This window comes from Kitasatospora sp. NPDC088160, assembly GCF_044741445.1.
Lineage (GTDB): Bacteria > Actinomycetota > Actinomycetes > Streptomycetales > Streptomycetaceae > Kitasatospora.
The window spans coordinates 1-13,152 of sequence record NZ_JBIUSS010000043.1 but is presented as its reverse complement, the minus strand read 5'-3'; the positions used below and the strand labels follow the sequence as shown (position 1 = coordinate 13,152).

Sequence of the window (13,152 nt, the reverse complement as noted above, 5' to 3'; positions counted from 1 at the left end):
CCATGACCAACCCCTTCGACGACCAGGACGGCACCTTCCTCGTGCTCGTCAACGACGAGAACCAGCACTCGCTCTGGCCCCAGTTCGCGGACGTCCCCGACGGCTGGACCGTCGCCCACGGCCCCGACACCAACGCCGCCTGCCTGGAGTACGTCGAGAAGTCCTGGACCGACATGCGGCCCAGGAGCCTCGCCGACGCCATGGACGCCCAGCGGTAACGCGGCCCGTTGTGAATGCGACCGACACCACGGACGAGGCCCGCCCCGCGGCGGGCCTCGCCCCGCCCCACGACTTCGCCGCGGACCTGCTCACCCCCGAGGCCCGGCGGGACCCGTACCCGTTCTACGCCCGCATGCGGCGCGAGAGCCCGGTCCACCGCAGCGCCGAGGGCATCTGGCACCTCACCCGGTACGCCGACGTCGAGGCGGCCCTGGGAGACCTGCGGCTGTCCAACGACCGGGACCGGATGACCCGCGCCTACGGAGCGCTCGGCGGCGACCTCAAGGCCTTCAGCCGGCTCACCGACCGGCTCGGCCGGGTGATGACCAACACCGACCCGCCCGACCATGCCCGGCTGCGCAAGCTCGCCAACCGCGCGTTCACCGCCCGGCGGGTCGAAGCCCTGCGCGACGGCATCCAGCGGATCGTCGACCGGCTCATCGACGAGGCGCTCGCGGCGGGCCCGGCCATGGACCTGATCGAGGCGGTCGCCTCCCCACTGCCGATGTCCGTCGTCTGTGAGCTCTTCGGCATCCCGCCCGAGGACCGCCCGCAGGTCAAGACCTGGTTCCGCCGCTTCGGCCGGCTGGGCGAGGACATCGACAAGTCCGAGGAGGCGATCGGGCAGTACGAGGAGTACCTGTCCGGGCTCATCCGGCAGCGCCGGCGCGAACCGGGCGACGACCTGATCAGCGCCCTGGTCGCGACGCAGGCGCAGGACGACCGGCTCACCGACTCCGAACTGCTGTCCACCTGCTTCGTCCTGATCACCGCGGGCGACGAGACCACCACCCACCTGGTCGGCAACGGCGTGCTCGCCCTGCTGCGCCACCCCGGCCAGCTGGCCCGGCTGCGCGAGGACCCGGCGCTGATCCGCACCGCCGTGGACGAACTGGCCCGCTACGACACGCCGACCCAGGCGATCGTCCGGGTCGTCGCGGAGGACGTCGAGATCGGCGGGCGGACGCTGCGCGAGGGCGAGCTGGTGTACCTGTTCCTCGCCGCGACCAACCGCGACCCCGAGCGCTTCGAGGACCCCGACCGGCTCGACCTGTCCCGCCCCGGCAACCGGCACCTCAGCTTCGGCCACGGCCCGCACTTCTGCCTCGGCGGCCCGCTGGCCAAGCTCCAGGTGGAGGTGGCCGTCAGCACGCTGGTCCGTCGGCTCCCGCAGCTGCGGCTGGCCGACGAAGCCGCCGGCGGGGCGGCCCTCGAATGGCGGCCCAACCCGCTGCAACGGCGGCTGAGCGCCCTCCCGCTCACCTACTGACACCCGACCGACGACGAAGGAGAACCGACCATGACCCGAGAGTTCGAGGTCCGCAAGGAACAGGACCTGCCCGCGACACCCGAACAGGTCTGGGCCGCGGTCGCCACCGGCGCCGGCAACCTGGGCTGGCTGTACCCGATGGAGGTCGAGCCGCGCGTCGGCGGAAAGGCCACCCGGTCCGACAGCACCGTCGTGGTGTGGGAGCCGCCGAGCCACTTCGCCGTCCGGGCGACCCTGGGCGACGAGTTCTCCAACACGCTCAGCTACCGGATCGAGCCGGTGGACAGCGGAACGAGCCACCTGCGGATGGGAATCCACTGGGTGCACGAGGGCGTCTGGGACGCGACCTGGGACACCAAGGCGGACGCGGCCGAGAAGCACGTCCACTTCTACCAGCACGGCCTCGCCGAGTACCTGCGGCACTTCGGCGGCCGCCCCGCCGTCTACGTCAAGGCCCAGCGCCCCGAACCCACCGCCGACCCGGCCGACTTCGCCGCCCTGCGCCGACGCCTCGGCCTCGCCGAGGACGCTGCCGTCGGCGACCGGCTCGAACTCCACGTCCCCGGTACGGACGGCGGCCCGGAGGCGGTCGTCGTGGACTGGCTCAGCCCCGACTTCATCGGCCTGCGCGGCCCGGACGCGCTGTACCGGTTCTTCAACGGCGGCACCTGGAACTGGCCGATCTGGCTGGGCCACCACCTGTTCGCCGAGGGAGCGGACGAGGAGCAGGCGACCAAGGCGTGGAACGCCTGGCTCAACGGCTCCTGACCCGCCGTACGACAGACAACCGGAGGATCACTGGTGGAAGAAACACTGCTCTACGCCGCCGAACTCGTCGAGGAGGGCGGCACCTACAAGCTCGTCGTGCAGGACGTGGTCCGGGACACCGTCCAGGTCACCCCCGTCCCCAAGACCGCGGTGGACAGGCTCCCGACCTTCCTGTCGGTGCTCAGTGCCAAGCTCAACCCCGCACCGGCCCGCGGCCGCCGGTAGGACGCCTCACACCCGAAGAGGCCGGCGCCGCGCCCCGGCGCCGGCCTCTTCGCCGTTCAGCCGCTGATGCTCGGCCGGCCGTTCTCGACGTGGCCCATGAGGCGGCGGCGGAAGGACGCGTCCTCGGCGATCGCGAGGTCCAGGTCGTACCAGCCGTCGGCGGCATCGGTGTCCCAGGCGAGGACGAGGGGTTTGCCCATGACGACGGTCCCGGTCAGCGCCTTCGCGGTGCTGTAGTGCCGGGGCGCCACGGTGACGGTCTGCGGCGTGGCGCTCGGCGACGTGATCGTCAGGGTGAGAACGCGCTTCGGGGCGGTGGCGATGGCGGTGGCCACGGAGGTTTCGGCTGCGGCCCCGGCGGCCTTCCCGGCGAACTCTCGGCGGAATCCGTTGGGGCCGGTGAGGTAGAAGTCGTAACTTCCTCCGCGCACCGGCACTTTGGTGGCGGGCGTGGTGGTGCCGAGCACGTCGAAGTGTCGAGGGGCGTCGTAGGCGCCGGACGTGCCGACGTTGTCGTACAGGGTCAGGTGGACGGCGGCGGCGCCGGTGTTGGTCGGCTGGAGGACGAACGCGCCCTGCTTCTGGTCCAGGGCGCCGTGGGCGTCCGGCTGGTACGGCAGCGGGCGGGCCAGACGCCGGGTGGGGTCGGTGGGTTGCGGTGGCGGGTCGCCGGTGCGGTCGAAGTCGAAGACCGAGGTGAGGTTGCCGGCCACGGTGCGCCGCCAGCGGCTGATGGCGGGCTGCCGTACGCCCAACCACTCCTCCAGGAACCGGATTTGTGAGGTGTGGTCGAAGACCTGGGAGTTGACGTAGCCGCCCACGGTCCACGGGGAGACGACGATCATCGGCACGCGCATGCCCAGGCCGATGGGCTCCTTGCCGACGTACTCGTCGTCGACGCCCTGCGGGGGCACCGGCGGCGGCACGTGGTCGAAGAAGCCGTCGTTCTCGTCGTAGCTGATGAACAGCACGGTGGAGTCCCACATGTCCTCGTCGGAGGCGATGACGTCCAGGACCTGGGCGACGACCTCCTCGCCGGTCATGGGGGCCGAACCGCCGTCGCCCGGGTGCTCCGAGTCCGCGTCCGAGGGCACCAGGTACGAGACCCGGGGGACCCTCTTCGCCGCCACGTCCTGGGCGAACGCGTAGACGAAGTCGCGGTAGTTCTTCGGGTTCTGCTTCGAGTCCGGCGGGGGCGGGCAGCGGAAGAGCCCGCGGTCGTAGAGGCTCCGGTCGGCCGGCGGCAGGTCGGCGACCGCCTTGGCGAGGGCCTCCACGTCCTCCGGGCGCACGCGCTTCGGATCCTTGTAGAAGTCGTACAGGCTCAGGTAGTCGAGCTTGGCCGTCTTCAGCACGGTCTGGAAGATCCGCTTGAACTCGGCGTGGAAGTCCAGGTTGTTGTCGTAGTAGTTGTCCCAGCCCTGGTAGACGCGCCAGCTGATCCCGTCGGAGCCGAAGGGGTCGTTGTTGCCCTCCAGGATCTCGGGGTAACTGGACCAGTTGTAGCCCGGCGTCCGGTCCCCCGCGTAGGTCGCATCGGGGTTCTCGCGGTCGTGCGCGGCCGATCCGGTGACCCGCGACCCGTCGGGCTCCCAGCCGCCGAATCCGCTGAAGAGGTAGTTGCGGTTCGAGGTGGTCTCGCTCATCACCGAGCAGTGGTAGGCGTCGCACACGGTGAACCGCTCGGCCAGCGCCCGGTAGGTGCCGACGACCTCCGGCTGGTCGAAGTAGCCCATCGTGACGGTCCCCTTGGCCTTGATCCACTGGTCGTAGCGGCCGTTGTTCCACGCCTGGTGGCCGGTGGGCCAGGTGTGGGCCGCCGGCTCGGCCGTACCCTGGTCCGGTCTGAGCTGGTAGGGCCTCCGGGGCGTGGACGGGTGGTCCGGGTCGGGCTGGTCGAGGACGGTGCGGCCGTCGGTCCCGGGGAACGTGACGAGGTTGCGGTCGTCGTACCCGCGCACTCCTCGGAAGTTGCTGCCGAAGTAGTGGTCGAAGGAACGGTTCTCCTGCATCAGGAAGACCACGTGTCGGATGGCCTTCAGACCGCCGGGGCGGGGTTTGCGCTTGAGGGCCTTCAGCAGCGAGTCCGGCAGCGACGGAGCGCTCTGCGGGGAGTGGGGAGTGTTCACGCGTTCTCCTGGTCCGGCGTGGCGGGCGAACCGGAGGGTGCGGTCTCGGTGGCCCGGAGGTAGTCGAGGTAGATGAGGTCGCCCTTGGCGCCCTTGTTGAGATCGGTGTCGACGCGGGTGTAGCCCGTCTCGGGAGGGATCTCCTGCGATCCGTCCTTCCAGTGCGTGACGGTGAGGTCGACGACGGGCGGGCCTGCGCCTTCCTGGCGGGTGACGGCCAGGAACAGGGCCGTGCCGTGTACGGGCGTCCCCCTGTTGAGGTCGACCGGCAGCTTCTGGTACCCGGCGGGCGGCTTCTCGTCGTCCTTCAGGACGCGGATGCCGGTGACGGGCCGGTCGTCGGCGGACCGTTCGAAGACGAGGTACAGGTAGGCGCCGTGCGCGCCCTTGTTCAGGTCGACGTCGATCCACTCCCACCCGGTGGGTGTGTGGAACGGACTTCGCACCGGGTCGTCGTAGGCGACCAGGACGTTGACGTCTGTGACGAACTGACCCATGGGCAGGTCTCCGATCGGAGCGGGCGAACGTGGGCGGGGGAGGTGGGGTGGACGAAGGGACCGACGGCTCGGGGCACGTACGGGTACGTGAGACACCCGGCCGGGGGCGGCCCGGCCGGGCGTCCAGTGCTGGGTGCGGCGGGTCCGGTGCGGTCCGGGCACCCGAGGCGGCCGTCAGCCCTTGGTGAGGCCTTCCCACTCGCTCAGCGGCGCCGGACCGTAGGTCTTGGTGTCCGTGTGCGGCTCCCCGTTGGCGACGTTGATCCGCACGAACCGGTCGCCGGAGAAGACCCAGTACTCGTTGCTGCCGTCCGGGACCTTCATGACGGCGTCGATCTTCGCGAAGTCCGACAGGCTGGGCCAGTCCTCGCGGATGGTGCCCTTGAGGATGAGCTTGTCCGGGTACGGGTGGCTGCTCGTCACGGTGATTTCGACGCGCCGGTAGTCGGTGTTGGAGAACACCCAGAGCTGGTTCGGCTTGTCGGGAACGGCCATCACCGCGTCGACACGGTTGAAGCCCATGCGTGAGCCTTTCTGAATTCATCTGTTCGTGTGCCGCCGAAGCTGTGCTCGGGCGGATCTGCGGCTCAGTCCCATGGCTCGCGTGCGGCGAGGAATGCCGGGGAGGAGCGCCGCGAACCACGCTAGGTCGGCCGGTCCGGGGGCGCGATGCGAAAAGGCCTGGTGACCTGCATTCCAGTGACAGGTAATTTTGCTACGAACCTTTGGCGCGAGAAGCGCGAGAAGTCGGTCCGGCGCTTCGGGAGGCCTTGACGGCCTGCTCCGCGGCCGTCCGGGACCGAGGACGAGCCGCCTCCCCGCCGACGGCTTCCGCGAGGCTCGACGACGGCGTTCCTTCGAGTGGACCGGTGACCGGTGACCGGTCGCAGCCGGGGGAGTGTGCCTGACACCCCACCCGGTCGGCTGCGTCAACGCGGCCGTCGAGACGCGGGGGCGTGGGGTGGGGCATGGGGCGGGAATGGCTTGAGTCGATCGTGATTCATATGATGGACAGCCAGTAGTTGTTTTGCCGGTGTCATGATCCTCGGAGGGCGCCCCGGACCAAGGTGCGCCCATGGAACCGGGCCGGTCTCCGGATTCGCTCCGGTCCTCGGGCTTGATTCAGGGAGTATCATGCGCGGCACCGTGCTCGCCGACCGCTACCGGCTGGTGGACCTGCTGGGCGGCGGGTCGATGGGCGACGTGTGGCTCGCCGAGGACGAGGTCCTGGGCCGCCGGGTCGCGGTCAAGGTGGTGAAGCCGGCCCTGCTGGACGAATCCGGCTTCGCCGAACGCTTCCACGCCGAGGCCCGCGTCATGGCGCAGCTGCGCCACCCGGGCATCGTCGGCGTCTACGACTACGGGCACAGCGCCGTGGACGGGCGGCCCTCGGTCGGCTACCTGGTCATGGAGCTGATCGACGGGGAACCGCTGAGCGCCGTGCTGGAGCGCCGCGGCGCGCTGCCGGTGGAGGAGACCCTCCGGATGGCGCTCCAGGTGCTGGAGGCGTTGGAGGCCGCGCACGAGTCCGGGGTGGTCCACCGGGACATCAAACCGGCCAACCTGATGGTCCGCGGCGACCGGACGGTGATCGCGGACTTCGGCATCGCCCGGCCCGGCTGCGACGCCCGGCTGACCGTACCGGGCATGGTGCTCGGCACCGCCGCCTACCAGGCACCCGAACAGGCCTCCACCGGGACGGTCACCGCCTCGGCGGACCTCTACGCACTCGGCGTCGTCCTCTACGAATGCCTCGCCGGCAAGCTCCCCTTCGACGGGGAGACCGCCCTCGAACTGATCCTCAAGCACCTGACGGAGCCCGTGCCGCCGCTTCCGGAGGACGTGCCCGCGCCGGTGTGGGCGCTGGTCGAGCGGGCGATGGCCAAGGATCCCGGCGAGCGCTGGCCCGACGCGGCGGCGATGGCCGCGGCGGTACGGGACGCCCTCGCACCGGCCGAGGAGACGGCGCCGCCGGCTCCGGTCGGGCCCCGGCCGGTCGCCGGACGCGCACCGTGGGCCAGGTTCCGCCTGCGCGGGCTGATCGGGGTGACGGCGCTGTCGCTGCTCTGCGTGGTCGGGGCCTCCGGCGCGACGGTGATCCGGTCCGACGAGGACGGCGCGCCGGACGCCGCCGCCGTCGCGGGCCCGGTGGCCGGCCTCTCGGGCCCGGCCGTTCCCGCGGCGGTGGCAGCCGACCGCCAACCCGCCGGACAGCAGCCCGCCGAGCCGACGGCCCCGGTGCCGTCGGCCGGACCGGAAGCGGGCGGGAGCCCCACGCCCGGCGCCGAGCCCGAGCCGGTCGCCGGGCGGACCTCCGCCGGGCCCGTCCGGCCCGGTGTGCCGGTTCCGGCCTCCGGCGCGCCCACCGCCGGCCAGAACCCGGCCCCGCCCGCGCCGACCTCCGCCTCCCCGTCCCAGCCCGGTGTGCCGGCTCCGGCCTCCACGGCGCCCACCACCGGCCAGAACCCCGCCCCGCCCGCGCCGACCTCCGCCCTCCCGTCCCCGCCCGCTTCCCACGAACCGCCCACGCCCACACCGTCCGCGACGTCGGCGCCGCCCACGCCGCCCACACCGGAGCCGAAACCGCAGCCACAGCTGCCCTCCCAGGCACAGATCGCCAGCGTCGGCGGCGCGCTGGACAACTCCTACTCCGGGGACCAGAACGGCAACCGAGTCGGCACCTTCAGCGTCAACGGCACGTCGGCCCAGGTGTGGCGGCTGGAGAAGGTCTTCGAGGGGAAGTACTTCCTGCGCAACGCCTCCAGCAACTACACCAAGGTGCTGGACCTGGACACGGGCGACGGGCGCGTGCAGATCTGGACGAGCCCGCCGTTCACCGACAACCAGCTCTGGTCCTTCACGCAGGTTCGGGGCGGCTACCAGATCGTCAACGGCGCCACCAAGGGCTGCCTGACGTCCGACGGAGCCGGTTACTACGTCAGGGTGGCGGCCTGCTCGAACGCGGAGAACCAGGTGTGGGAGCTGCGCTGAGCCGTCGGCCCGCCAGCCGAACACCCCCGGGGCGAGGGGAGGATCACGCCGGCAGCCAGGACGGCCACTGCCGGCGGGGCCGGTCGGCGGCCCCGCCGAGGCCGATCAGGGCGCGCAGCCGGTCGGCTTCGGGGGAGCCGATGGAGGCCAGGATGTCGTAGGCCTCCGACCGGCACGCCCGGGCCGCGTCCTCGGCGGCGCCGCGGTCGGCGAGCGCGTCACCGAGCGCCGCCAAGGCCAGCCCCCGCCCGCGGCGGTCGCCGTCGAGCGTCAGCACCTCGACCGCCCGGTCGGCCGCCTCCACCGCCTCGTCGCCGCGGCCGACGGCTCGCAGCGACTCGGTGAGCCGCAGGAGCGTGCGGCCCGTCCGGCGCCGGTCGTCCGGCCGCAGCAGGGCGAGGGCGCCGCGGTGGTGGCGCAGGGCCTGCTCGAACTCGCCGCGATCGTGGGCGATCGTCCCCAACGAGTCGAGGGCGAGCGCCTGGAGCTCGTGGTCGGCGAGCTGGTGGCAGATCAGCAGGGACTGGTCGACGACGCGGACCGCCGCCTCGGGCCGGCCGAGCTCGGTGAACGCACCGGCCAGGTTGAGCAGTTCGCCCGCCACCGAGCGCCGGTCGCCGAGCCGTTCCCAGACCGCGATCGCCGCCGCGAAGCCGTCGACCGCGTCGCCCGGCCGACCGACCTGGAGGAACAGGGCGGCCAGCGAGGCGTGGGCCAGGGCGAGCAGCGGCCCCGGCAGGCCGTGGGCGATGCACAGGTCGCGGGACCTGATCAGCTCGCCGAGGGCCGCGGGTTCGGAGCCGACCTCGGTCAGCAGCCGACCGAGCACCAGCCGGGCCCTGACCTCGGCCGTTCGGTCGCTCTGCCGGACGGCGGCCTGGAGCAGGACCTTGGCCGCGTGCCCCAGCGGCCGGGCGGCCTGGCCGGTCTCGCACAACAGGCTGCCCCCGAGCAGCAGTTCGGCCACCAGATCGAGCCGGGGTGGCCGGGGGAGCCCGGCGTACTGGCCGACCAGAGCGCCGATGCCGTGGTACTCGCCGCGACCGCGGGCCACCGCGCGGCAGTCGGGAGCGTACGGTGCACCGGCGCCGGTCAGGGCCGCGCGGGTGGCGGCCGGGCCGAGGGCCGCGACGGTCTCGGCGTGCTGGCGGATCACCAGGCGGGTGAGGACGGCGGCCGGGCGGTCCGCCTCCGGGGCCGAGCCCGCGCCGGCCTCGACGTCGGCCGCTGTCTCCGGGACGAGCCGCTGGGCGAAGGCGCGCAGCAGGTCGTGGTACCGGTAGCGGTCCGGCGGCGCGGTCTCCAGCATCGAGCAGTCGACCAGCGACTCGGCCAGCTCCTCGGCCTCGTGCTCGGGCAGGTCGAGCACCGCCGCGACCGCGCCCGGCGACAGGTCGGGCACGTCCGGCACCGCCAACAGACAGAAGGCCCGGGCCTGGTCGGGCGTCAGCTGGTCGTAGCCGAAGCGGAACGCCGACTCGACGGCGAGGTCCTCGGTGCGCAGCACGTCCAGCCGGCGACGATTCTCGGACAGCTTGTCGAGCAGCCGGGCCATGGTCCAGCCCGGCCGGCAGGAGAGGCGGGCGGCGAGGATGCGCACGGCCAACGGGAGGTGACCGCAGAGCCGCACGAGCTCCCGGGCCGTGTCCGCCTCGGCCCGCAACCGCTGCCCGCCGACCACCTGGCCGAGCAGGTCGAGGGCCTCCTCCGGGGCGAAGGCCGGCAGCTCAACGACCTGCGCGTTGGGAAGTGAACCGAGCCTGGCCCGGCTGGTGACGAGCACGGCGCAACCGGGCCGGCCGGGCAGCAGCGGCCTGATCTGTTCGGCGTCCCGGGCGTTGTCGAGGACCATCAGCACGCGTCGGCCGGAGAGCAGCGAGCGGAACTGGGCGGAGCGTTCGGCGAGCCCGGCGGGCAGCGCCTCCGCCGGCACGCCGAGGGCGCGGAGGAAGGCGCCCAGCACCTCCTCGGGAGGGGTCGGGCGGCCGTCGGCCCCGTGCAGGTCGACGTAGAGCTGGCCGTCGGGGAAGTCGGCGGCCAGGCCGTGCGCGACATGGACGGCCAGGGCCGTCTTGCCCATGCCGCCCAGGCCCGACACCGTCGCCACGGGCACGGTGCGGGGCGCGAGCAGGACGGCCCGCACCGCTTCCGTCTGCGCCTCGCGGCCGGTGAAGTCGGCGAGGTCGGCCGGTACCTGGGTCGGCCGGATCGGCGCGTGGTACGGCGGGCGGGCCGTGGTGGTGGTGTCGGGCCGGGGCGGCGCGGGCGCCACGAGGGCGGTGTCGGCCACCAGGATCCGGCGCTGCAACTCGCGCAGACCGGGCCCGGCGGCGACGCCGAGCTGCGCCCGCAGCCGCCGGTCCGTGTCGCGGTACACGCTCAGGGCCTCGGCCTGCCGCCCGGCCCGGTAGAGGGCGAGCATCAGCAGCTCGGAGAACCGTTCCCTGAGCGGGTGCTCGGCCGCGACCGCGGTCAGTTCGGCGACGGCCTCGCCGGACGGTCCGGCCTCGATCTCGGCCTCCAGACACGACTCCAGGACGGTCACCCGGCGTTCGGTCCACTCGCCGCGCTGCCGCTCGGCATAGGGGCCGGAGAGTCCGGACATCGGCTCGCCCTGCCAGAGGGCCAGTGCCAGGCGCAGCGTCGCGGCGGCGCGGGCGTGCTCCCCGGCGCCGCTGAGCTCCTTCGCCGCGCCGACGAGCTCCTCGCAGCGGTGGGTGTCCAGCTCCCCGGGATCCACGGTGAGCAGGTAGCCCCCGCTGAGCGAGGTCAGCGGGGCGGGCCCGAGGACGCGGCGCAGGCGGTGGACGTACGTCCGGATCACGGCTACGGGCTTGGCGGGCGGCTCCTCGCCCCACAGGTCGTCGACGAGCTGACCGGTCGACACGGGGTGGTTGGCCCTCAGCAGCAGCGAGAGCAGCAGGTTCCGCTGCTGCGGCGACCCGAGTGCGAGCTCGCCGCCGTCCCGCCACCCCCGTATCGGTCCCAGCACCGTGAACCGCAACCCACCCACCGACCGTTCCCCTCTGCCTGCAAACGAACCCCCGGGCGCATGATACCGACCGCATCACCGCTGGCCGGGGCTGCTTCTCGCGGGGTCGGCCGCGGGGAGACGAAGGGGAGACGAAGGGGAGACGAAGGTGTCCGTAGAGGGCGGCCGACGCGGCAGCGGTGAAAAAAAAGAAGGTGCCCCGCCCGCGCGACATGCTGACGCCTTACGTAGTCATGAGGGGTATGCACGGGGATCACAGGACAAGGGAACAGGCGGGAACCGAGTGAAATCAGCACAGGAGGATGAGTACCTGGCGTTCGTGGCGGCGAGGGCGAAGGCGCTGTACCGCTCCGCGTACGTCCTCGCGGCCGGCGACGCGCATCTTGCCGAGGACCTGGTCCAGGAGACCCTCAGCCGGGTGTACGTGCACTGGAAGCGGGTGGCCAAGGCGGACAACCCGGCCGCCTACGCCCAGACGGTCCTGGTCCGCACCTTCCTCAGCCTGCGGCGTCGACGGAGCAGCGGCGAGCGCCCCATCGGGAACATGCCCGACAGCGCGGCGGCCGGCCCCGACACCGCACTGCGACTCACCCTGTTGGACGCGCTCGGCCAACTTCCGCCCCGCGACCGGGCGGTGCTGCTGCTGCGCTACTGGGAGGACCGCAGCATCGAGGAGACCGCCCGGATGCTCAAGCTGAGCAGCAGCGCGGTCCGCTCCCAGGGCACCCGGGCGCTCGGCAGGGTGCGTGCCCTGCTCGGCGACAGCCTGTCCGACCTGGTTCCGCACTGAACATCGGTGCGCGCAGGTCGAAACCGCCACGAAGCCCCCATCAGCGACAGAAATAGGTGACGCCAGCATGCCGTTCGAAGCAGACCTCGCACACGCCCTGGACCGCACGACCGACTCCCTCGAACCAGACCTCACCACGCTCATGCGCGGAGCCGTCCAGCGCGGGCGAAGCCGCCGGCGTCGGCGCACGGCCGGCGTCATCGCCGGGGTCGGCGCCTGCACCGTGATCGCGGCGGCCGGCCTGGTGATCCCCGACGTGCTCGCCGGGATGCACTCCGAAGGATCCGACATCAGGGTGGCGGCGATGGCGATGCCGCGTTCCGCGATCACCGACACCCAGATGATCCAGGCTCTGGAGGCGTCGTTCCCCGGCGGCCGGTTCAGCGCGGAGAGCGGGCAGAGCAACAACCCCTCGGATCCGTCCAACGGGCGCGTCGCCAACGGCGGACTGGTCCTCGACGACGGGCACGGCGCCGCCTTCGTCGGTGTCTCGGCCGTGCGGCTCCAGCTGCCGCTCAAGGACGGCGACGGGCTGAGCTGCGAGTGGCAGCCCAAGCGTGACGGTGACACCTGCAAGATGAGCGAGCTGCCGAGCAGCGCCGAGATTCCCGGCGGGGCCCTGGTGATGTTCCAGCAGAACGCGGCCGCGCACCCGGTCCGTCCCGACACCGCCCGCCGCTGGACGGTGACGGTGACCCTGAAGTCGACCGGCGCGCAGCTTCAGATGGTGCAGTGGAACAGCACCGGCGGCGGCACCGGCGCCGAGACGCCGAAGCCGACCCGTGCCGCTCCTCCGCTCTCCGAGCAGCAGGCGGTGGCCGCACTCACCGGTGCCGCCTGGGCGCCGATCCTCGGCGCCGTCGGCTGACCCTGCGCGTCGCGTTTTGTAGGGGGTGCGTCCGCCGAGGTCGAGCACGGTCTGTCCGTGCTCGCCTTGGCGGGCGCGCCCTGGGCTGGGCATTTGTTTCGGGCGCTGAGTAGGGGTACTGTCAGCCAGTCGCTCGGCAGGGAGCACCGGACACGCATCGGCGCGGACGGTCCCGGGGCGGCCAATCCTTTCGAAACACCACGTCCCGGGTTCGGGCCGGGTCGGCTTGCTATGTGCGAGCGAGGCCCGGTGTGTATATCGGTGTGCTCGTTTTATTGGATTGCGGTCGATTCGCTTTTCGGAGTGGAGATCGGCTAGAGTTTGAAACGTCGGACGGGGCGTCAAGCCGCAGAAGACACCAGCGAGTTGGATGAACGAAGCGCCGGAAACGGAGCGGAAAACA

The 13,152-nt window shown here is 72.3% G+C and carries 11 protein-coding genes; 7 read left to right on the top strand and 4 right to left on the bottom strand.

Going from position 1 to position 13,152, the window contains the following annotated elements; all coding sequences use genetic code 11:
• The first annotated feature begins 2 nt into the window (after window positions 1-2).
• Genes ACIOGZ_RS40335 through ACIOGZ_RS40320 form a run of 4 tightly spaced genes read left to right on the top strand, consistent with a single transcriptional unit; the run spans window position 3 to window position 2,482 of the window.
• Window positions 3-218 carry an MbtH family protein gene (locus ACIOGZ_RS40335; protein WP_363587266.1) on the top strand — a complete coding sequence of 72 codons (216 nt, stop codon included), beginning with the start codon at window positions 3-5 and terminating at the stop codon, window positions 216-218.
• Between the two features lie 11 nt (window positions 219-229).
• Complete coding sequence (locus ACIOGZ_RS40330) at window positions 230-1,489, top strand: cytochrome P450 (protein ID WP_400989588.1); 1,260 nt, start codon at window positions 230-232, stop codon at window positions 1,487-1,489.
• 30 nt (window positions 1,490-1,519) lie between these two features.
• Window positions 1,520-2,257, top strand: coding sequence for an SRPBCC domain-containing protein (locus ACIOGZ_RS40325; RefSeq protein ID WP_363632670.1), 738 nt, complete (start codon window positions 1,520-1,522; stop codon window positions 2,255-2,257).
• Window positions 2,258-2,290: 33 nt separating this feature from the next.
• Complete coding sequence (locus ACIOGZ_RS40320; RefSeq protein ID WP_244293816.1) at window positions 2,291-2,482, top strand: hypothetical protein; 192 nt, start codon at window positions 2,291-2,293, stop codon at window positions 2,480-2,482.
• Window positions 2,483-2,538: 56 nt separating this feature from the next.
• On the opposite strand, the gene ACIOGZ_RS40315 is transcribed toward ACIOGZ_RS40320, so the two are convergent.
• The 3 genes from ACIOGZ_RS40315 to ACIOGZ_RS40305 form a co-directional block, all read right to left on the bottom strand.
• Window positions 2,539-4,611 carry an alkaline phosphatase family protein gene (locus ACIOGZ_RS40315; protein ID WP_400989585.1) on the bottom strand — a complete coding sequence of 691 codons (2,073 nt, stop codon included), beginning with the start codon at window positions 4,609-4,611 and terminating at the stop codon, window positions 2,539-2,541.
• On the bottom strand, window positions 4,608-5,108 hold the full coding sequence (locus ACIOGZ_RS40310; RefSeq protein ID WP_400989583.1) for a hypothetical protein: 501 nt from the start codon (window positions 5,106-5,108) through the stop codon (window positions 4,608-4,610). The genes ACIOGZ_RS40315 and ACIOGZ_RS40310 overlap by 4 nt, the downstream gene beginning before the upstream one ends.
• 174 nt (window positions 5,109-5,282) lie before the next feature.
• Window positions 5,283-5,630: a hypothetical protein gene (locus tag ACIOGZ_RS40305; protein WP_400989581.1), complete on the bottom strand. Its 348-nt coding sequence runs from the start codon at window positions 5,628-5,630 to the stop codon at window positions 5,283-5,285.
• 612 nt (window positions 5,631-6,242) lie between these two features.
• Between ACIOGZ_RS40305 and ACIOGZ_RS40300 the strand changes: the two genes are divergently transcribed.
• Entirely contained in the window at window positions 6,243-8,099 is a 1,857-nt protein-coding gene (locus ACIOGZ_RS40300) for a protein kinase (RefSeq protein WP_400989580.1), read from the top strand.
• 43 nt (window positions 8,100-8,142) lie between these two features.
• Here the strand turns inward: ACIOGZ_RS40300 and ACIOGZ_RS40295 are convergent, their stop codons facing one another.
• Window positions 8,143-11,091: an AfsR/SARP family transcriptional regulator gene (locus ACIOGZ_RS40295; RefSeq protein WP_400989579.1), complete on the bottom strand. Its 2,949-nt coding sequence runs from the start codon at window positions 11,089-11,091 to the stop codon at window positions 8,143-8,145.
• A 283-nt stretch (window positions 11,092-11,374) separates the two neighbouring features.
• Here ACIOGZ_RS40295 and ACIOGZ_RS40290 point away from each other — a divergent pair, with 283 nt between their 5' ends.
• Window positions 11,375-11,881, top strand: a complete 507-nt coding sequence (locus tag ACIOGZ_RS40290) for a SigE family RNA polymerase sigma factor (protein ID WP_363587258.1) — start codon at window positions 11,375-11,377, stop codon at window positions 11,879-11,881.
• Between the two features lie 67 nt (window positions 11,882-11,948).
• Window positions 11,949-12,749, top strand: a complete 801-nt coding sequence (locus ACIOGZ_RS40285; protein WP_363587257.1) for a hypothetical protein — start codon at window positions 11,949-11,951, stop codon at window positions 12,747-12,749.
• Window positions 12,750-13,152 lie beyond the last annotated feature (403 nt).

Coding starts and splice junctions, on each gene's coding strand:
- ACIOGZ_RS40335 (WP_363587266.1), top strand. CDS start 3: ATGACCAACCCCTTCGACGACCAGGACGGCACCTTCCTCGTGCTCGTC.
- ACIOGZ_RS40325 (WP_363632670.1), top strand. CDS start 1,520: ATGACCCGAGAGTTCGAGGTCCGCAAGGAACAGGACCTGCCCGCGACA.
- ACIOGZ_RS40310 (WP_400989583.1), bottom strand. CDS start 5,108: ATGGGTCAGTTCGTCACAGACGTCAACGTCCTGGTCGCCTACGACGAC.
- ACIOGZ_RS40305 (WP_400989581.1), bottom strand. CDS start 5,630: ATGGGCTTCAACCGTGTCGACGCGGTGATGGCCGTTCCCGACAAGCCG.
- ACIOGZ_RS40300 (WP_400989580.1), top strand. CDS start 6,243: ATGCGCGGCACCGTGCTCGCCGACCGCTACCGGCTGGTGGACCTGCTG.
- ACIOGZ_RS40285 (WP_363587257.1), top strand. CDS start 11,949: ATGCCGTTCGAAGCAGACCTCGCACACGCCCTGGACCGCACGACCGAC.